We start from the raw sequence: 18636 nt of genomic DNA, 5'->3' as shown, positions 1-18636 counted from the left end.
CCTTTTCCTCCTTTTCCTCCTTTTCCTCCTTTTCCTCCTTTTCCTCCTTTTCCTCCTTTTCCTCCTTTTCCTCCGCAGGCATCACGTATTCAACGGTAACGTGTCCAGTAATGCTAAATGCCATAGAGACTCCTTTGATTTATTTATTCAATGTAAGAATATATCGAACTTTGCCCTAATCACGAGCGTTCCGCTGCCCTCGAGAGCCCGGCCCAGCCATTCTGCGCTTTATAAATTAAAAAGTCACGATATTCAGTCTTGTGAAGTCGGAGGATTTCACAGGCGCTCAATGCCCCTCCCGAATTCGACTAGGGCATTCCTGGCTACTGACGACTACATCAGGGTGTCCGGGTCGATGAGGTCTCCAATCTCGATGCCCGCCATGGGGTCGGTGGCTTTCTGGACGGTCTGGGCAATCAGGTCCAGCGTGGGGAAGACCGATGCGGCCAGTTCGTCGATGCCGATGACCTTGGTGTATACGGCCACGTTCACATTGTCGATTTCGTGCCCGGCGAACTGGCAGCGGTGTTCCAAGCTGACATTGTTCTGCATGAGTTCGTTGTTCACGTACTTGCGCAGGCTGTGGAACACGAGCTTGTCCCGCGAAATCCGGGCGCTCTCCAAGTTGCGGGCGAACATCTTCCCGACCGCGTTGCCGGTGCCTTTGCCGTCGCGCTCCTGGTACTTGAAGAGCTTGTCTTCGACGTTCACCAGCGTGTCCAGCTTGGGCGCAATCTGCGCATAGACATAGGGGTGTAGCGGCACCTCGCGGATGCCGGCTTGTGTCTTGCTGTCGCGGATGGCGATATAGGGCACGCCCTTGCGGCTGCGCTTGAACTGGCCTTTTTTCAGGGCGGTGATCTCACCCACCCGGCAGGCCGTGAACAGGCCCAGCAGCACGGCATTGGCGTAGTTCGGGTCCTTCTGGCGCTGCTCGCGGAAGAAGTCGCTACCGAGCAAAAGCGCGATTTCATCGGTTTCGAACGTGGCCCAGCCGCCTTGCAAACGCTGCTTCTTGGTCAGCAAGGCGCGGTTCTCGGCGGGATTGTCGCCGCGCGTGTAGCCCTGTTTTTTGCCGAAGTTGTACAGCGCCCGAATGGTGGAAATCTTGTTGTCGATGGTGCGCACCCCGTTGCCCTTCTTCGCCAAATGCTCTTGGTAGCGCGTGAGGTCGCTGGGCGTGATGCGGGTGATGGGCGGGTTTTTGAGGAACTTGGCCAGCTCGGTGGTGGTGTTCCTGTACGAGTCGGCCGTGGCCTGCCTGACGGATTTGAGCAAGAGGAATTTTTCCAGCAGTTCGCCCAGCTTCAAGGCGGTGGGGTCGTCTGCGGGCGGGGCTGTCGGAGCCTGCGCCAGCGTAGGCGCTGGCTGGCCTGCGTGCAACGCTTTGAGGGCCTGGATGGCTTCCATCATCCGCTTGTGGTCTTCGTCTCCTTCGGCTTTGAAGATGCCCTTGGATACGTCCATCTCGTAGGGGCTGAGTTCGCTGAGGTCGGGCTTTTTGTGCATCGTGTTCAACAGGGCAATTGCACGAATGATAGCCACGCGCTTGTAGCTGGTGCGCAATGAGCGCTTGACCTGCTGGCCGTTGATGCGGGTGTGCAGGTAGTAGCTGGAACCGAGCAGGTAGATGGGCAAATTGAGCATGGATTGCTACCAAATTTGCTACCACCTTCAAAGCAAAAAGCCTTGTAAATCGTTGATTTACAAGGCTTTTTCCATTTTGGCGGAGAGGGTGGGATTCGAACCCACGGTAGTGTTGCCACTACGCCTGATTTCGAGTCAGGTACATTCGACCACTCTGCCACCTCTCCTGTGTGTCGAAGCTGGCATTCTAGCAGGAACTCAGGGTGCCAAAACACTCAGGCCGCCCAGGTAAGCGCGAAGCGCCTCGGGAACGGTCACGCTGCCATCGGCATTCTGGTAGTTCTCCAGCACCGCCACCAGCGTGCGGCCCACGGCCAGGCCCGAGCCGTTCAAGGTGTGCAGCAGCTCGTTCTTGCCTTGCGCGTTCTTGAAGCGGGCCTGCAGGCGGCGGGCCTGGAAAGCCTCGCAGTTGCTCACCGAACTGATCTCGCGGTAGGTGTTCTGCGCGGGCAGCCAGACTTCCAGGTCATAGGTCTTGGCCGCGCCGAAGCCCATGTCGCCCGTGCAGAGCGCGACCACGCGGTATGGCAGGCCGAGCTTCTGCAGCACGGCCTCGGCGTGGCGGGTCATCTCCTCAAGGGCCTCATAACTCTTCTCGGGGTGCGCGATCTGCACCATTTCGACCTTGTCGAACTGGTGCTGGCGGATCATGCCGCGCGTGTCGCGGCCATAGCTGCCAGCCTCGGAGCGGAAGCACGGCGTATGGGCCGTGAGCCGGATCGGCAAAGTGGCCTCCGCCACGACCTGATCGCGCACGAAGTTGGTCAAAGGCACCTCGCTCGTGGGGATCAGATATAGCGCCGCGTTGTCAGGCACGGGCTCGCCCTCCTGGCCGCCTTTTTTCGCAGCAAACAGGTCTCCCTCGAACTTGGGCAGTTGCCCCGTGCCCTTGAGCGAGTCGGCATTGACGGCATAGGGCACATAGCACTCGGTATAGCCATGCTCCTGCGTCTGCACGTCGAGCATGAACTGCGCCAGGGCCCGGTGCAGGCGCGCGATGGGGCCTTTCATGACCGTGAAGCGCGAGCCGGAAAGCTTCACGCCCATGTCGAAATCCAGACCCAGGGGCTCGCCAAGATCCACATGGTCTTTCGCGGGAAAATCAAACGCCCGTGGCGCCTGACCATCGGGGCTCCAGCGGCGCACTTCGACGTTGCCGGACTCGTCTGCCCCCACGGGCACGCTCTCGTGCGGAAGGTTGGGCACGGCCACCAGCAGCGCGTGCAGCTCGGCCTGGATCTGCTCCAGTCGCTCTGCGGAGGTTTCGAGTTCGCCCTTGAGGCTGCCCACCTCGGCCATCACAGCATCGGCATTTTCGCCCTTGGCCTTGAGCTGGCCGATTTGCTTGGAGAGCTGGTTGCGGCGGGCCTGCAACTCCTCGGTGCGCGTTTGCAGCGTCTTGCGCTCGGACTCCAGGGACTGGAAGGCTGCCACGTCCAGGAACGCCTGGGGCTTCTTGCGGGTTTCCAGCCGCGCGATGGCGGAATCGAGGTCTTTGCGAAGGAGGAGGATATCGAGCATAGCCTTCGATTTTACCGATCACCCTCTGCGGGTTATCGGGCATTCATCTCCATCGCACGGCCGATTCAGGATGGGCCGCACCCGCAATTCCGGGGCGCGCGCTTCGGCACGCTGGTGGACAGGTTCGGCGTCGGCTGGATGGCCCACTGCGACAGCAGCGCTCCCGCGTGCGGACCGTCCTGAGGCCGGGGCCTCAAGCCACCGTGGCCGGATCGCAGTTGGCCCCGCACAGGATCAGCCCCACCGTCTCGTCCGGCCGGGGCCGGTAGACGCCGCTTTGCAGCGCCGCGATGCCCAGCGCCGCGGCAGGCTCCACGGCCAGCTTCAGTTCATGCCAGAGCCACTGCTGCGCGCTGCGGATCGCCTCGTCGGATAGCAGTAGCGCATCCTGGACATGGCGCTGCGCCACCTGCCAGGCGATGTCGCCAATGCGCCGGGCGCCCAGCGAATCGGCAGCGATGCCTCCCACCTCCACATCGACCGGCCCGCCGGCCACGCGGGCACCGTGGAGCGTGGGCGCGCGCGCGGGCTCCAGCGCGATCACGCGCGCACGGCCCTCGCACCATGCGGCCACGCCGGCGATCAGGCCGCCACCGCCCACGCTCACGAGCATGCTGTCGGGCAGGCGGTGCGCCTGTTCCTCCACCTCCAGCGCCAAGGTGCCTGCGCCGGCCGCCACCTCGGGCTGGTCGTATGCATGCGTGAGCAGGGCACCCGTCTCGCGCTGACGCGCCAGGCAGGCCTGGAGCGCCTCGGCGTAGGTGGCGCCCACCACCACCACGCGGGCGCCGAGCGAGCGCAGGCGCGCACGCTTGGCCTCGGGCGACACCTCGGGCAAGTACACCTCGCAGGGCACGCCCAGCGATAGCGCCGCTGCGGCCGTGGCAATGCCGGCATTGCCGCCGGAGGCCACGATCACGCCGCTGCCGGGCACCGTGTTCGCCAGCAGGCGGTACAGCATTCCCCGGGCCTTGAAGCTGCCTCCCACCTGCAGGTGCTCCAGCTTGAGCCAGATTTCGGCGCAGTCGATACCGAGCGAGCGCCCCGACAGGCGCATTAGCGGCGTGGTTCGCAAAAAATCCGGATGGGCCGCCAGGCACCGCCGGGCCGAGGAAATGGCAGAGCGATCGATCATGGAAGAAAAAAAATCGGTGGAACGGTCGGCGTGGCCTCCACGACCGGCGCCGGCACGAGGGCCCGACATGCAGGCACACCCCGGCAGTTTATTCAGCGGAGGGCGCCATGCCCCCCACCAGCCGCCAGGAAAGCTCCCGTCGACAACCGACTGTTGCAGACCGCCGGCCAGCTGCCGATAACATGTCCAGGGCCGCGGCCTGCGGCCCTCTGCAGGAGACAGGCGCAATGTTCTTCGTGTTCGGCCCCTCGGGGCAGATGTACCGTGGCGGCCCCGAGTCATTGGCCCAGGTGTCGCCGGTGCGCCGCGTGCAGCGCCCGCAGGCGCTGCGCACGCGGGGCCCGGACCTGCCGGCGCCCGATACCACGCCGCCGCCCGCGCCCTCTTCTACCGCCGCGCCGGTGAACCTGCGCACGCAGGTGGCCGTGAGTGCCTACGCACAGACCGAGCATGGCCCGCAGCAGGCCCGCCAGCCCCTCACGCGGGTGCGCGACGTGATGACCAGCGGATCGCTGTCGGTGCCGCCGGACATCCGCGTGAACGATGCGTGGCAGACGCTGGCCGAGTACCGCGTCTCCCAGGCCCCCGTGGTGGATGCGCAGGGCCGCGTGATCGGCCTGCTGCTGCGCGCCGACATGGCCCCGCTGGACCTGCTGCCCGAACCGGGCAGCGTGAAGGCGGCGATCGATCTCGCGCGCCGGCCGGTGGCCGAGGTCATGGTCAGCCCGATCCCCACGGTGGCGCCCGATACCGATCTGCGCCGCGTGGCCGGCGTGCTGCTGGACACCGGCCTGCCCGGCCTGCCGGTGACGGACGAGTTCGGCACGCTGGCGGGCTTCATCTCACGCACCGACATCCTGCGCGCCGTGGCAGCAGACCCGCCGCTGGACCTCTGGAGCTGAGTCCTACACCCGCGCTCATCCCTCCCGGCGCAGCATACGCAGGTGGTGGCGCCACGGTGCTGCAATGCCGGAGGAAAAGGCACGGCCCGAGGGGACTGGCGTCAGGCCAACTGGTCCTGAAGGGATTGCGCCATCCTGCGCAGGATCAGCCAGCACGATGTGGCGCCTGCATCGAGAACGCCCACCGAGCGGGGCCCCAGGCGGGCAGAGCGGCCGATACGGGCCTGCAGGTTTCTTGTGGACTCCTTGCCCGCTTCGGCGGCAGCGCTCATCGCCTGCAGGGCCTCGGAGAAACCGGCGCCGGACCGGAGGGACTGCTCGTAGGCATCCAGGGCGGGGACCAGCGTGTCGATGAGGGACTTGTCGCCCACCTGGGCGTTGCCCATGTCTCGCACGCTGGCGACGGCATGGGCCAAGGCCTCGCCGAACAGGGCAGCATCCAGCCGGGTGTGCGGTGCGAGCGTGTTGGCAAAGGCCAGGAAGAAATTGCCGTACAGCGGCCCCATGGAGCCCCCGATATCGTCCATCAGGGCCTGGGACAGTTGCTCCAGCGCTACCGGCAGCCTCGCGGCCTGGTACTCGCCCATCGCGTCCAGCCGCGCGCCGCAACCGGAGAAGCCCTTGGCCATGTTGACGCCATGGTCGCCGTCACCGATGAGGCCATCGATCTCGCTCAAGAACTCACGGTTGCTGACGATGGTCGCGATCAGGTCGCGCACCATGCCTCCCGCGCTGTCGAGGGCAATGGAGGGGCCCGCGCAGGCGCGCTGCTGCACAGCCCTGGCGGGTGATCTCGGCACGGGGGCATCGGATTGCACCGGGAGTTCCCGTCGCTGCTCGTTGGCATAGGCCGTGGCGGAGCGCTCGCCCACCACGGTGAGGCCCACGGACTGGCAGGGCGCCTTCAGGCAGGCTTCGAGTTCGTCGTCGAGCTTCATCAACGTGAGCGTGACACCCATCATCTCCAGCGACGTGAACAGGTTGCCCACCCGGTTGAAGGCCACCGGGATGCCGCGTTCGCGCAGGCGCCGGGCGACTTCGCCGTAGAGGATGTACTGCTCCATCCGGGGCGTGCCACCAAGACCGGACAACAGGACGGCCACCCGGTCACCCGGGACGATGGGCAGGTCCGGCAGGACCACACCCAGCATCAGTTCGGCCATCTCGGCCGCCGTGGCGGTGCGGCGCACGTCGATGCCCGGTTCGCCATGGTGGCCGATGCCCACCTCCATCGTGCCGTGTTCGATATGGAAATTGGCTTTGCCGACCGCGGGAATCGCGCAGGCCGACAGGCCGATTCCGATGCTGCGCGTGTTGTCGATGGCGCGCTGGGCGACGGCGATGACCTCGTCGAGGCTGGCACCCATCGCGGCCTTGGCGCCGCCGACCTTCCACATCAGGATCTCGCCAGCCACCCCGCGGCGCTTGGCCTCGTCGCCCTTGGGCGCGGACGGCACGTCATCGTTGGCGACCACGGTCTTGACGACGATGCCGTCACGCGCTGCCATCTGCATGGCCATCTTGACGTTCATGTTGTCGCCGGCGTAGTTCCCGTACAGGCAGGCCACGCCCGCACCGCCATCGGCGGCATGCATGGCGTCATGGAAGCTCTTGGCCGTGGGCGAGGAAAAGATCTCGCCGACGGCCACGGCGTCGCACAAACCCTCGCCGACGTAGCCGAGGAAGGCCGGCTCGTGCCCCGATCCGCCTCCCGTGACGATGCCCACCTTGCCCTTCTGCGGCGCGGCCAGCCGGCGTACGACCCGCGCATTGCCTGCGCCGATGCCCAGCGTATCGGCATGCGCGGCCAGCCATCCTTGAAGCATGTCCTCGACCACCAGGTTGGGGTCATTGATCACGCGATTCGTCGTCGTCATGCGAGTGTCTCCATCGATGTGCCGCTATGGACCCCCGATGGCAGAGATCGCATGCTCACTTTGTGGTCATTTTCAACAACGATCGAAAAACCTGTCAATCGCGATCGACATCAACACCTCTAGGTGAAAACACCAATCACAACCATGCAATCATTTGAAATCAACAACTTACCCTGCTTTCAGACCTTGATTGCTTTGAACCCATGTTTGACATTTGATCATTCAATGAAAATACTCTCACCATCACATTGATCAAAAGATCATTTAAAGATCATTTGCATTGTCGAGGATGCCATGAACATTGCCATCGGTTGCGACGAAGCAGCCTGCGATCTGAAGAACGCCGTGAAGCAGCACTTGCTGGCGCAAGGGCATGAGATAACGGACTTCGGGACCCACGACAACCAGCCGGTGCTCTATCCGAACATCGGGATCGCCGTGGCAGAGGCGATCGTTCAAGGGCAGCACGAGCGGGGCATACTGCTGTGCGGCACCGGCATCGGCATGGCGATCTCCGCCAACAAGGTGGCCGGCATTCGCGCCGCGCAAGCCCACGACACCTATTCGGCCGAACGCGCCAGCCGCAGCAACGATGCGCAGATCATCACGCTAGGATCGCGTGTGATCGGCGTGGAGCTGGCGAAAGCCATCGTCGACAGATTCCTCGGGGCGACATTCGATGGCGGCCGATCTGCCCTGAAGATCGATGCCATCACCGACTACGAGCGCTCGCAGGCGTCGCCCCCGCGCGAACCGGACGCCTGACCAGGGCCTTGCGACCACAGGTGGCTGCCATGAACACACCGCTGCTCCAAGCCAAGGGCATCGCCAAGCATTTCGGGGGCGTCCCCGCGCTGCGCAACGGCTGCCTCGAACTGCATGCCGGCAGTGTCCACGCCTTGTGCGGTGGCAACGGCGCCGGCAAATCGACGTTCCTGAACATCGTGATGGGCATCCTGCGGCGCGATGCCGGGGAGATCCTGCTCAAGGGGCAGCCGGTGGACTTCGCCGCGCCGCACGAGGCGCTGTCCCAGCGCATCTCGATCATCACGCAGGAGCTGTCGCCGATCCCGGGCATGAGCGTGGCCGAGAACATCTTCCTGGGCCGCGAGCCGAAGTTCGCCGGCCTGGTGATCAACTACCGCGCGCTGTTCGAGATGGCGGATGCGCAGCTCAGGCAATTGGGCTTCGACATCGACCCACGCATGCAGATGGGGCGCCTGAGCCTTGCGCAGACCCAGCTGGTGGAGATCGCCAAGGCATTCAGCCGGCAAAGCGACATCCTCATCATGGACGAGCCCACGTCGGCCATCGGCGAGAGCGAGACGGCCATCCTCTTCGAGGCGATCCGCCGCGTGACCACGCAGGGGGCCGGGGTGCTCTACGTATCACACCGCCTGTCCGAGATATTCACGATCGCGGACAGCTACACCGTGTTCCGCGATGGCGGCTTCGTTCAGTCAGGCCAGCTCGCCGACATCGACCGGCGACAGCTCGTGAAGCTCATCGTCGGCCAGGAGGTCCGCATTGCGGAAAAGAAGCGCAAGCCACCGGCTCCAACGAAAGCCCTGGTGTCGGTGGCCGGGCTCACGCGCAAGGGCGAATTCGAAGACATCAGCCTGAACGTCGCGCCCGGCGAGGTGCTCGGCATCTACGGCCTGATGGGCTCGGGCCGCAGCGAATTCCTCAATTGCCTGTACGGGCTCACGCGCGCGGACCGGGGCGAGGCACGATTGCGCGACCGCCCCCTGCCCAAGGGGAACCCGGCGGCATCGATCAAGGCGGGGCTGTCGCTCGTGACCGAAGATCGCAAGGCCAGCGGCCTCGTTCTCAGCTCGTCGGTCAGCTTCAACACCAGCCTGTCCGCACTGCCGGGCCTGCAGAGGGCGTCGGTGGTCGATCGGGCGGCCGAGCGCTCGCTGGTGAATGATCTGCTGCAGCGCATGCGCATCAAGCTGGCCAGCCCCGCGATGCCGGTCTCGGGACTGAGTGGCGGCAATCAGCAGAAGGTGGTGCTGGCGCGCTGCGTGGCCACGAACCCCATCTGCCTGCTGTGCGACGAGCCGACCCGCGGCATCGATGAAGGCGCCAAACGGGAGGTGTATGCCTTCCTGGCCTCGTTCGCCGAACAGGGCAATGCCGTGATCGTGGTGTCGTCCGAGGCGCCGGAGGTCCTGGACGTGAGCGACCGCATCGCCATCTTCCGCAAGGGCCGGCTCACCGAGGTGATCGACGGCCATTCCGCGACGCAGGAGGAACTCCTGCACCTTGCCTCCTGATCCCATGCAGACCCCAACCGTTCCGAAGACTACCGCCATGTCCACTGCCCCGGCACCTGCCTCGCACCTGCGCTGGCGCCATCTCCTGGCCGACTACGGCATCGTGCTGGCGTTCATCGTGCTGTGTGCCGTGCTCAGTCTGGCCAACGAGAACTTCCTCACCTGGGGGAACTGGGTCAACGTGCTGCGCCAGACCTCCATCAACGGGATCCTCGCGATCGGGATGACCTACGTCATCCTGACCAAAGGCATCGACCTGTCGGTGGGGTCGCTGCTGGCGGTCTCGGGCATCGTGGCGGCCAGCCTGGTGACCGGCGAATCCCCGTCCCACCCGATGGTGGGCATCGCGGCCGGCCTGGCCGTCGGCGCCGTGCTCGGGGCGGTCAACGGCGGCCTGATCGCGGGCCTGTCCGTCGCGCCCTTCGTCGTGACGCTGGGCATGCTCAGCGTGGCCCGGGGGTTGACCTTCATCTACAACGACGGCATGCCGATCGCCGCGCTGTCGGCGGGCTTTCGCTACATCGGGCAGGGGATGGTCGCCGGCATCCCGGTCCCGGTCGTCATCCTGGCGGTCACGTTCCTGGTGTTCTGGTTCATCCTCAAATACACGACCTTCGGACGCGCGGTCTATGCGGTCGGCGGCAATGAAAAGAGCGCGAAGACCAGCGGCATCAACACGGGCCGGGTGATCTTCACGGTGTACGTAATCTCGGGCGCGCTGTCCGCGCTGGCCGGGCTGATCCTGGCCGCGCGCACGACCTCCGCGCTGCCGCAGGCGGGCGTCGCCTACGAACTCGACGCCATCGCCGCCGTGGTCATCGGCGGAACGTCGCTCAGCGGGGGCGTGGGGTCGCTGACGGGCACGCTGGTCGGCGCGCTGATCATCGGCGTGATCAACAACGGATTGGACCTGCTCGGCGTGTCTTCGTACTACCAGCAGGTCATCAAGGGTGCAATCATCGTGGCAGCCGTGCTGCTCGATGTCTCGCGCAAGAAGCGAAGCTGATCCCCGGCCCCGCTTCCACTCCCAACGTCAAATCCCAACAGGAGACAGTGCCATGCGATTCCTCAAGCTCATCGCTGCCTGCGCCGCCGTGGCGGCTCTGGCGGCACCGCAGTTCGCGGCGGCCCAGCAGAAAACCTACAAGGTGGGAGCGGCCGTCTACGGCCTCAAGGGGGAGTTCATGCAGCTGTGGGCCAATGCGCTGAAAGAGCACCCGGCTGTCAAGGACGGCACCGTCAAGCTCACCATCTTCGACGGCAAGTACGACGCGCTGACCCAGAACAACCAGTTCGACACGATGATCACGCAGAAATTCGACGGCATCCTGTTCGTGCCCATCGACATCCAGGCGGGCGCCGACGCGGTCGACAAGGCATCGGCGGCCAAGATCCCCGTGGTCGGCTCCAACACCCGCGTCAACAGCAGCAAGCTGGCCTCCTATGTCGGGTCCGACGACGCGGTGGCCGGCGAAATGGAAGCCGAGGCGGTGATCAAGGCCATGGGCGGCAAGGGCAACGTGGTGATCATCGAAGGGCCCATCGGGCAGTCGGCGCAGATCGAGCGGCGCAAGGGCAACCAGGCCGCGCTCGCCAAGTACAAGGACGTGAAGGTCCTGGAGATGAAGACGGCCAACTGGTCGCGCGCCGAAGCGCTGTCGCTGATGGAGAACTGGCTCACGGCGCACCCGGGCAAGATCAACGGGATCATCGGACAGAACGACGAGATGGCCCTGGGCGCGATCGAGGCGGTCAAGGCCAAGGGGCTATCCCCGAAATCCATTCCCGTGGCAGGCATCGACGGCGTGACCGATGCGATCAAGGCCGTGAAGGCCGGCGACATGGTGAGCATTCTTCAGGATGCGCAGGGCCAGGCGCAAGGCGCGCTGGATGTGCTGTTGCGCCACATGGTGGGGGCAAGCTACAAGCCCCGCGCATCGCTGTGGACCGACTATGCGGGCGCGGGCCTGGGCTGGGGCGACGGAACGGCCAAGCAGTACAACGTGCCCTGGACGCCCATCACGCTGCAGAACGCGGATGCACTCCTGGCCAAGCGCAGCAAGTGAGAAGGATCGCCATGTCGTCTTCGCCCTTTGAACAAGCCTTCGATCTTTCCGGCCAGGTGGCCCTGATCACCGGCGGCGCCTCGGGGATCGGCTTGGCGGTTGCCGAGCTGTTCGCCGAGCGCGGCGCGCACCTGGCGCTGCTGGATATCAGCGAGAACGTGCATGCCGTGGCGCAGCGGCTGCCCGGGCAGCATCTCGGGATGGTCTGCAATGTGGCCGACGTCGCTCAGCTGGGCGCCGCCGTGGCCCGCGCGGTCGCACGCTTCTTGCGCCTCGACATCCTGGTCAACAACGCCGGCGTGGCGTTGCTCGACCGGGCCGACGCGGTGAAGGAATCCGACTGGGACAAGACCATGGCGATCAACCTCAAGGCGCCGTTCTTCCTGGCGCAGGCCGCCGCCGCCGTGATGAAGGACCAGGAAGGCGGCGGGCGCATCGTCAATCTCGCCTCGCAGGCCAGCGTGATCGCCCTGGAGCGGCACGTGGCCTACTGCGCGAGCAAGGCGGCCCTGGTCTCCATGACCCAGGTCCTGGCCGTCGAGTGGGCCCCCCTGGGGATCACCGTGAATGCGGTCTCGCCCACCGTGGTCGAAACGGAGCTGGGCAAGAAGGCCTGGGCCGGCGACGTCGGAGAGGCCATGAAGAAGAAGATCCCGGCGGGGCGCTTCGCGCAGCCGGCCGAGATCGCGGCCGCGATCCTGTACCTGGTCAGCGGCCATGCTGGCATGATCACGGGCGAGAATCTGATCATTGATGGCGGCTACACCATCCAATAGCTGGACCCCACGAACGACCCATGACTGAAAGCGACCTGACGCGACTGGCAACGCTGTACTACGTGGACGGATGCACGCAAGACCAGTTGTCGAAGGAGTTCGGCATCTCGCGCGCAACCGTCGGTCGATTGCTGCGCAAGGCCCAGGAAGAGGGAATCGTCGAGATCCGCGTCCGGCCGCATTCGGTGGTATCGGCCGACCTCGAAAAGCAATTGACCGAGCGATTCGACATCAAGCGCGCGCTGATCGCGGTCGACCACAAGGACGCCGACAAGCAGCGCGAATTGCTGGCGGGGCTGGTGGCGAGCGAGCTCGATCGCATCCTGCTCGACGGCAGCATCGTGGCGGTCGGCATGGGGCGCAACGTGTCCTCCGTCTCCGAGCATGCGATGTCCGCCACGCGTCGGGAATGCAACTTCGTGAGCGCGATCGGCGGCTCGTACCGCGGCGGGGAAGCGATGAACGCGGACCACATCGCACGCCGGCTGGCTGCGCGTTTCGGCGGCAAGTCCGAATCCCTCTATGCGCCCGCACTGGTCGGCGACCCGGAGGTGCGCAAGGCGCTGCTCGAAAACGACACCGTGAGGCACACCCTGGACAAGGCGCGGCGGGCCGACATCGCGCTCATCGGCGTGGGCGACGTCAGCGTGGACAGCAACATGGCCCGCATGGGATGGTTCTCCGCGGAGGAGATTTCCGAGGCGAAGCGTGCGGGAACGGTCGGCGACATGATGGGCTACGACTTCATCGACATCCATGGCAAGCCGGCGCCGACACCGATGCAAGGCCGCGTCATCGGCCTGAGCCGGGGGGATCTGCAGCGGATTCCCAATGTCATCGCGGTGGCCGCCGAAACCAGCAAGGTGACGGCCATCCTGGGGGCCCTGCGCACGGGGGCCATCGATACGCTGGCGACGACGACCGGCAATGCCGCGGCGGTGCTGCAACTCGACGACGCCATGACGGCGCTCCGCTGACTGCCGGCGAGCGAATCCCCTACCGCTATCACCCCCTCGCATGCGGCTCGCCTGACGGCCGGCATCACCCGGCCACCCAAGCCTTCCGTGAGCGAAGGGGGCCGCTCAGTCGACCGCGACCGCGCCCGGGGCTTCGGCGATGGACACGGCGGGCACCTGGCTCGCCAGCACCTTGTCGATGGTCTTGCCATCCATGTCCACCACCTCGAACTGCCAGCCCTCCCACTGCACGGTGTCGGTCACCTTGGGCAGCTTGCCCGTCAGCAGCATGACCATGCCGCTCAGGGTGTGGTAGCGGCCCCGGTCCTCCTCGGGCACGGAGTCGAGGTCGAGCCGGTCCTTCAGCTCGGGCACCGGAATGTGGCCATCGAGCAGCCAGCTGCCGTCCTCGCGCTGCACCGCCCAGGAGGTCTCGGGATCGCGCGCATGGAACTCGCCGGTGATCGCCTCGATGAGGTCGCGCAGCGTGACGATGCCCTGCACCTCGCCGTACTCGTCGATGACGAAGGCCATCTGCAGGTCGGACTGGCGGAAATTGTCGAGCAACTCCATGCCGGTGATCGTCTCGGGCACGTAGAGCGCCGTCTGCAGCGGCTGGACGGCCAGGTCGCGCGCCTCCTCGCGCAGCGTGCGCGAGAGCCACTGCCGGGCATTGAGCACGCCCAGGACGTTCTCCATGCCGCCGCGCACCACGGGAAAGCGCGCGTGGTCGGACTCCTCCACGCGCTGGAGGTTTTCCTCGAACGAATCCTCCACGTCGAGCACGATCACGTCGGCACGCGGCACCATGAGCGAGCCGATCTGGCGGTCGTCCAGGCGAAACACGTTGCGCACCATCTGGTGCTCGTGGGATTCGATCACGCCCGCGCTCGTGCCCTCGGCCAGCACGGCGTGGATCTCGGCCTCGGTCACGGCGCTGGCGGTGTTCTCCTTCACGCCCAGCAGGCGCAGCAGGGCCTGGGTGGAGACGGAGAGCAGCCGCACGAAGGGCTTGGTGGCGAGCGCCAGCCAGTTGATGGGGCGCGCCACGAGGCGGGCCAGGGTCTCGGGGTAGCTCTGGCCCAGGCGCTTGGGCACGAGTTCGCCGACGACGATGGAGAAGTAGGTGATGAGCACCACCACGAGGCCGGTGGCGGTGTAGCCGGCATATTTCTCGTGCATGCCCACCGACACCAGCCAGACGCCGAGCGGCTCGGCAAGGGCCGCCTCGCCGACGATACCGTTGAGCACGCCGATCGAGGTGATCCCGATCTGGATGGTGGAGAGAAAGCGCGTGGGGTCTTCGCCCAGCTTCATGGCCGCGATGGCCCCGCTATCGCCCTCATCGATCAGCTTCTGCAACCGGGTCTTGCGTGCGGAGACCAGCGCCAGCTCGGACATGGCAAAAAGGCCATTGAGAAGGATGAGGGCGAAAAGTATTGCTATTTCCATAGGCAGGGAGTGGTGGCTCCCTCAGAGTGAATCGACCTGAAATTGTAAGAAGTCCTACAGCCCGTGGGGCTTCGGGGCCCTGCGCCGTGGGGGCATTGGCGCGGCCGCCACGCTGCCCCAGGGCCATTTCAGGACAAAAATCCGCTCCATGTCGCCGATTTTTCTACATACTTTGCTACGAATAAAATAGCAATCCCCTGCCAACCGCCCCGCGCACAGGCGACAGGGCACGCCCGTCAATGGGCGCCGGGCCCCGTCTCGGGCGTGCGCTGCGTGATCTCCAGCCCCGTGGCCGCGTCGATCCTGAGCCCCTTGGGCAGGGGGAATTTCACCGTCTCCTCGATGCCGTCCATCTTGCGCACCGACACCGCGCCCAGCGCCTTGATGCGGTCGATCACCTGGCGCACGAGCACCTCCGGCGCCGAGGCGCCCGCCGTGAGGCCCACGCGCGCCACGCCGTCGAACCATTCGGCGCGCAATTCCTCCGCGCTGTCCACCATGTAGGCCGTGGTGCCCAGCCGCGCGGCCAGCTCGCGCAGGCGGTTGCTGTTGGAACTGGTGGGGCTGCCCACCACGATGACCAGATCCACCTGCCCGGCCAGCACCTTCACCGCATCCTGGCGGTTCTGCGTGGCGTAGCAGATGTCCTGCTGCTTGGGCTCGCGCACCTGCGGAAAGCGCGCCCGCACGGCGGCGGTGATCTCGGCGGCATCGTCCACGCTCAGCGTGGTCTGCGTGACGACGGCCAGCTTCGCGGTCTGCGCGGGCTGCACGCGCGCCACGTCCTCGACGTCCTCCACCAGATGGATGCCGCGATCGAGCTGCCCCATGGTGCCCTCGACCTCGGGGTGACCCTTGTGGCCGATCATGATGAACTCGTAGCCCTCCTTCGCGAGCTTGGCCACCTCCACATGGACCTTGGTGACCAGCGGGCAGGTGGCGTCGAAGATGCTGAAGCCGCGCGCCCGGGCCTCTTCCTGCACCGCCTTGCTCACGCCGTGGGCGCTGAAGACCAGCGTGGCGCCGGGCGGCACGTCGGCCAGCTCCTCGATGAAGATCGCGCCCTTGGTCTTGAGGTCGTTGACCACGTAGGTGTTGTGCACGATCTCGTGGCGCACGTAGATGGGCGCGCCGAACTTCTGCAGCGCGCGCTCCACGATCTCGATGGCGCGGTCCACGCCCGCGCAGAAGCCGCGCGGCTCGGCAAGGACGATTTCCTGGGGTTGGATGGGCATGGCGTCAGAGCACCCCGATGAGCTGCACTTCGAAGGTCACGGGCTGGCCCGCCAGCGGGTGGTTGAAGTCGAAGCGCACCGCGCCGTCCTCGCGCACCTCCAGCACCACGCCGGCATAGCTGCCCGTGCCGTCGGGCGTGGGGAACTGCACCACGTCGCCCAGCACGTACTGCTCGTCGGGGTCGCCCAGCTCGGCCAGAAGCCTGCGGGCCACCCACTGCTGCATCTCGGGATTACGGTCGCCGAAGGCCTCGCCCGCGGGCAGCTCGAACGTGGTGCGGGCCCCTTCCGGCAGGCCGATCAGGCGCTGCTCCATCGCCGGAGACAGCTCGCCGGCGCCCAGCGACAGCGTGGCCGGCTTGTCGCCGAAGGTGTTGATGACGTCGCCCGAAGGGCCGGCCAGACGGTAATGCAGGGTCAGGAAGGAGCCCGGCTGCACGGTGGGCACGGAAGAGGAAGCAGTGGAGGTCATGGGGACTGCCGGTCGGCTGGCAAATAGTGTATAAAAACCCAGTATCGATGCCACGCTTTGTGGCCCCGAGGTCTGGCCCGATTGTCCTTCCTTCTCTCCAACCCCATGGCCCTCAAGACTCTGACCAACGATGCCCTCCCTCGCGAACGGTTGCTGGCCCGTGGCCCCGCCGCCCTTTCGGACACCGAACTCCTGGCCATTCTTCTGCGCACGGGCATCGTGGGCAAAGGGGTGATGCAGATGGCGCAGGAACTGCTCTCGCCGGCAATGCCCGATCCCGCCACGGGAACGCTGGGCGGCGGATTCGGGGGCATCGGGGGCTTGCTGAACGCCGATGTGCACGACCTCAAGCGCATCAAGGGCCTGGGCCCGGCCAAGCGGACTGCGCTCGTGGCGGTGCTGGAGCTGGCCCGTCGGGTACTCGCCCAGACACTGCCCAAGCGCGAGATGTTCACCTCTCCACGCGCGGTGCGCGAGTACCTCCAGCTGTACCAGGGAGCGAAACCCCATGAGGTGTTTTCAGTGCTGTTTCTCGACAGTCAGAACGGCCTCATCGCCATGGAAGAAATGTTTCGCGGCACCTTGTCCCAGGCCAGCGTATATCCGCGCGAAGTCGTCGTACGCGCGCTGCACCACCATGCCGCATCCGTGGTGCTGGTCCACAACCACCCGAGCGGACACTTGCAGCCAAGCCGGGCGGATGAAGTGCTTACGCGGTCTCTCATCGAAGCCCTGCGGCTCGTGGACATCCGCGTCCTGGACCACATCATCGTCGCGCCGGGCGCCTCGCTTTCCATGGCCGAAGAAGGCCTGATCTAGCATGCAACGCCAGTACACCCTCGCCCTGGCCTTCGCCCTGGGCAGCCTGCTGACGGCATGCGCGCCGATCCGCATGGCCCCGCAGCCGGCCATCGCGGAAGCACCCGCCGGCGCGCTCCCCCGCCTGCGCCTGATCGGCACGGCCACCCTGCCCCATGCGATGGAATTCCTCGGCACCACGGTGGGCGGCATCTCGGGCATCGACTACGACCCCACGCAAGACCGCTGGGTGCTGCTGAGCGACGACCGCTCCAGCCTCCAACCCGCGCGGTTCTACACCGCCCGACTGCACTACCGTGACAACGCGCTGGAGCCGCCCCGGCTCACGGGCGTGTTCACGCTGCGCCAGCCGGGCGGCGAGCCCTTCCCTTCACCCCTCGATGCGCGCCGCGCGGGCCCGGCGGCCGGGGAGGTGCCCGACCCCGAGGCGGTGCGCTGGCTGCCCGGCGGCCGCTCGCTGCTCTGGACCAGCGAGGGCGATTTCGCCCGCGGCTTCGGCCCTGCCCTGCGCGAGAGCACTGCCGACGGCGCAGCCGTGCGCCAGTTCACGCTGCCCCCCGGCTTCATGCCGCAGCGCGGCGGCACGCTAGGCCCGCGCAGCAACCGCACGCTCGAAGGCCTGGCCCTTGCACCCGACGGCCGCACCGCCTGGCTCGCGATGGAGGCCGCGTGGCAGCAAGACGGGCCCGTGCCCACGCCGCAGGCAGCGGGCGGCCCGCTGCGCATCACCGCGATCGACCTCTGCAGCGGGCAGGCCGTGCGGCAGATCGCCTATGTACCCGATGCCGTGCCGCGCGCACGCCGCCTGCCATGGGGCCCGGCGCTCAACGGCGTGAGCGAGATCCTGGCCGACGGGCCGGACCATCTCCTCGTGCTGGAGCGCGCGTACAGCGCGGGCGCGGGCTTTTCCGCGCGCCTCTACCGCATCGACACCCGCGCCGCGAGCGACACGCTCACCCTCGCGCAGCTCACGCCCGGCAACCATGCACCCGCGGCCAAGACCCTGGTGACCGAACTGCCCGATGTGGACAACCTCGAAGGCATGGCCTGGGGCCCGCCCCTGCCCGGCGGGCGGAGGGTGATCGTGTTCGTGAGCGACGACAACTTCAACCCGGCGCAGACGACGCAGTTCATCGCGGCGGAATACGTCGAGGCAGCGCCTTAGAGCGTGTTTACGATCTCCCCCGACAATCCTGGGGTGAAAAGAAAGCCATACCCAAGCGACATCAGTAGAGAGAAGTTTGCCGAGATCGAGCCGCTGCTGCGCAGCGTTCGGCGCAGCACCAAACCGATCAAGCTGGATCTGTACGAAGTGTTCTGTGCAGTGCTGTACCTGCTTCGCACGGGTTGTCAGTGGCGCTATCTGCCGCCGCAGTTCCCCAAGTGGCACAACGTCTATGCGTACTGGCGCAAGTGGAGCGAGCCTGACCAGCACGGAGTGAGCGTGCTGGAGCAGGCTTTAAAAAAATCAGGTTGGCGCGGCCCGCGAGAGACAGGGG

Annotated in this window: 17 protein-coding genes and 1 tRNA gene; 10 read left to right on the top strand and 8 right to left on the bottom strand. The window is 66.0% G+C overall.

Features of this window, described 5'->3' with window-relative positions; all coding sequences use genetic code 11:
* Positions 1–333: 333 nt before the first annotated feature.
* The 4 genes from AX018_RS22715 to AX018_RS22700 all read right to left on the bottom strand — a co-directional run bounded on the left by AX018_RS22715 (position 334) and on the right by AX018_RS22700 (position 4303).
* On the bottom strand, positions 334–1647 hold the full coding sequence (locus AX018_RS22715; RefSeq protein ID WP_111882236.1) for a phage integrase: 1314 nt from the start codon (positions 1645–1647) through the stop codon (positions 334–336).
* Positions 1648–1724: 77 nt separating this feature from the next.
* Positions 1725–1814: transfer RNA gene (locus AX018_RS22710), tRNA-Ser, on the bottom strand.
* A 31-nt stretch (positions 1815–1845) separates the two neighbouring features.
* Positions 1846–3168 (bottom strand): serine--tRNA ligase, encoded by a 1323-nt coding sequence (serS, locus tag AX018_RS22705; RefSeq protein ID WP_111882233.1) that lies wholly within the window; start codon positions 3166–3168, stop codon positions 1846–1848.
* 193 nt (positions 3169–3361) lie between these two features.
* On the bottom strand, positions 3362–4303 hold the full coding sequence (locus AX018_RS22700) for a threonine/serine dehydratase (protein ID WP_111882231.1): 942 nt from the start codon (positions 4301–4303) through the stop codon (positions 3362–3364).
* Positions 4304–4530: 227 nt separating this feature from the next.
* On the opposite strand from AX018_RS22700, the gene AX018_RS22695 reads away from it, so the two are divergent.
* Complete coding sequence (locus AX018_RS22695; RefSeq protein ID WP_111882230.1) at positions 4531–5205, top strand: CBS domain-containing protein; 675 nt, start codon at positions 4531–4533, stop codon at positions 5203–5205.
* A 101-nt stretch (positions 5206–5306) separates the two neighbouring features.
* On the opposite strand, the gene dhaL is transcribed toward AX018_RS22695, so the two are convergent.
* Positions 5307–7082, bottom strand: a complete 1776-nt coding sequence (gene dhaL, locus AX018_RS22690; protein ID WP_111882227.1) for a dihydroxyacetone kinase subunit DhaL — start codon at positions 7080–7082, stop codon at positions 5307–5309.
* Between the two features lie 294 nt (positions 7083–7376).
* Between dhaL and rpiB the strand changes: the two genes are divergently transcribed.
* Genes rpiB through AX018_RS22660 form a run of 6 tightly spaced genes read left to right on the top strand, consistent with a single transcriptional unit; the run spans position 7377 to position 13180 of the window.
* Positions 7377–7847 (top strand): ribose 5-phosphate isomerase B, encoded by a 471-nt coding sequence (gene rpiB, locus AX018_RS22685; protein WP_111882224.1) that lies wholly within the window; start codon positions 7377–7379, stop codon positions 7845–7847.
* Between the two features lie 29 nt (positions 7848–7876).
* The gene (locus AX018_RS22680; RefSeq protein WP_111882221.1) at positions 7877–9361 is read left to right on the top strand and encodes a sugar ABC transporter ATP-binding protein; all 1485 of its coding nucleotides are present in this window, start codon (positions 7877–7879) and stop codon (positions 9359–9361) included.
* Between the two features lie 37 nt (positions 9362–9398).
* Positions 9399–10367: an ABC transporter permease gene (locus tag AX018_RS22675; protein ID WP_111882219.1), complete on the top strand. Its 969-nt coding sequence runs from the start codon at positions 9399–9401 to the stop codon at positions 10365–10367.
* A gap of 52 nt (positions 10368–10419) precedes the next feature.
* Positions 10420–11427 carry a substrate-binding domain-containing protein gene (locus AX018_RS22670; RefSeq protein WP_111882216.1) on the top strand — a complete coding sequence of 336 codons (1008 nt, stop codon included), beginning with the start codon at positions 10420–10422 and terminating at the stop codon, positions 11425–11427.
* Positions 11428–11438: 11 nt separating this feature from the next.
* Complete coding sequence (locus AX018_RS22665) at positions 11439–12203, top strand: SDR family oxidoreductase (RefSeq protein ID WP_111882213.1); 765 nt, start codon at positions 11439–11441, stop codon at positions 12201–12203.
* Between the two features lie 20 nt (positions 12204–12223).
* Positions 12224–13180, top strand: a complete 957-nt coding sequence (locus tag AX018_RS22660; RefSeq protein WP_111882210.1) for a sugar-binding transcriptional regulator — start codon at positions 12224–12226, stop codon at positions 13178–13180.
* 105 nt (positions 13181–13285) lie between these two features.
* Here the strand turns inward: AX018_RS22660 and AX018_RS22655 are convergent, their stop codons facing one another.
* From AX018_RS22655 to AX018_RS22645, 3 genes are all read right to left on the bottom strand, one after another.
* Complete coding sequence (locus AX018_RS22655) at positions 13286–14611, bottom strand: hemolysin family protein (protein ID WP_111882207.1); 1326 nt, start codon at positions 14609–14611, stop codon at positions 13286–13288.
* A 236-nt stretch (positions 14612–14847) separates the two neighbouring features.
* On the bottom strand, positions 14848–15846 hold the full coding sequence (ispH, locus tag AX018_RS22650; RefSeq protein WP_111882205.1) for a 4-hydroxy-3-methylbut-2-enyl diphosphate reductase: 999 nt from the start codon (positions 15844–15846) through the stop codon (positions 14848–14850).
* 4 nt (positions 15847–15850) lie between these two features.
* A complete protein-coding gene (locus AX018_RS22645) occupies positions 15851–16318 on the bottom strand; it encodes an FKBP-type peptidyl-prolyl cis-trans isomerase (RefSeq protein WP_111882202.1) in 468 nt (155 codons plus the stop codon).
* Positions 16319–16423: 105 nt separating this feature from the next.
* On the opposite strand from AX018_RS22645, the gene radC reads away from it, so the two are divergent.
* The 3 genes from radC to AX018_RS22630 form a co-directional block, all read left to right on the top strand.
* Positions 16424–17137, top strand: a complete 714-nt coding sequence (radC, locus tag AX018_RS22640) for a RadC family protein (protein ID WP_111882199.1) — start codon at positions 16424–16426, stop codon at positions 17135–17137.
* Position 17138: 1 nt separating this feature from the next.
* Complete coding sequence (locus AX018_RS22635) at positions 17139–18302, top strand: esterase-like activity of phytase family protein (RefSeq protein WP_111882197.1); 1164 nt, start codon at positions 17139–17141, stop codon at positions 18300–18302.
* A 33-nt stretch (positions 18303–18335) separates the two neighbouring features.
* A partial coding sequence (locus AX018_RS22630; protein WP_170146326.1) for a transposase occupies positions 18336–18636 on the top strand: 301 nt, incomplete at its 3' end.

The sequence above is a fragment of the Paracidovorax anthurii genome (assembly GCF_003269065.1).
GTDB classification, from domain to species: Bacteria; Pseudomonadota; Gammaproteobacteria; order Burkholderiales; family Burkholderiaceae_C; genus Paracidovorax; species Paracidovorax anthurii.
The sequence above is the reverse complement of the archived record's forward strand: the minus strand, read 5'-3'. Positions and strand labels throughout refer to the sequence as shown.

Bases quoted from the DNA above. Each gene is read 5' to 3' on its own strand.
- AX018_RS22715 (WP_111882236.1), bottom strand. From the start codon at position 1,647: ATGCTCAATTTGCCCATCTACCTGCTCGGTTCCAGCTACTACCTGCAC.
- serS (WP_111882233.1), bottom strand. From the start codon at position 3,168: ATGCTCGATATCCTCCTCCTTCGCAAAGACCTCGATTCCGCCATCGCG.
- AX018_RS22700 (WP_111882231.1), bottom strand. From the start codon at position 4,303: ATGATCGATCGCTCTGCCATTTCCTCGGCCCGGCGGTGCCTGGCGGCC.
- AX018_RS22695 (WP_111882230.1), top strand. From the start codon at position 4,531: ATGTTCTTCGTGTTCGGCCCCTCGGGGCAGATGTACCGTGGCGGCCCC.
- dhaL (WP_111882227.1), bottom strand. From the start codon at position 7,082: ATGACGACGACGAATCGCGTGATCAATGACCCCAACCTGGTGGTCGAG.
- rpiB (WP_111882224.1), top strand. From the start codon at position 7,377: ATGAACATTGCCATCGGTTGCGACGAAGCAGCCTGCGATCTGAAGAAC.
- AX018_RS22680 (WP_111882221.1), top strand. From the start codon at position 7,877: ATGAACACACCGCTGCTCCAAGCCAAGGGCATCGCCAAGCATTTCGGG.
- AX018_RS22675 (WP_111882219.1), top strand. From the start codon at position 9,399: ATGTCCACTGCCCCGGCACCTGCCTCGCACCTGCGCTGGCGCCATCTC.
- AX018_RS22670 (WP_111882216.1), top strand. From the start codon at position 10,420: ATGCGATTCCTCAAGCTCATCGCTGCCTGCGCCGCCGTGGCGGCTCTG.
- AX018_RS22665 (WP_111882213.1), top strand. From the start codon at position 11,439: ATGTCGTCTTCGCCCTTTGAACAAGCCTTCGATCTTTCCGGCCAGGTG.
- AX018_RS22660 (WP_111882210.1), top strand. From the start codon at position 12,224: ATGACTGAAAGCGACCTGACGCGACTGGCAACGCTGTACTACGTGGAC.
- AX018_RS22655 (WP_111882207.1), bottom strand. From the start codon at position 14,611: ATGGAAATAGCAATACTTTTCGCCCTCATCCTTCTCAATGGCCTTTTT.
- ispH (WP_111882205.1), bottom strand. From the start codon at position 15,846: ATGCCCATCCAACCCCAGGAAATCGTCCTTGCCGAGCCGCGCGGCTTC.
- AX018_RS22645 (WP_111882202.1), bottom strand. From the start codon at position 16,318: ATGACCTCCACTGCTTCCTCTTCCGTGCCCACCGTGCAGCCGGGCTCC.
- radC (WP_111882199.1), top strand. From the start codon at position 16,424: ATGGCCCTCAAGACTCTGACCAACGATGCCCTCCCTCGCGAACGGTTG.
- AX018_RS22635 (WP_111882197.1), top strand. From the start codon at position 17,139: ATGCAACGCCAGTACACCCTCGCCCTGGCCTTCGCCCTGGGCAGCCTG.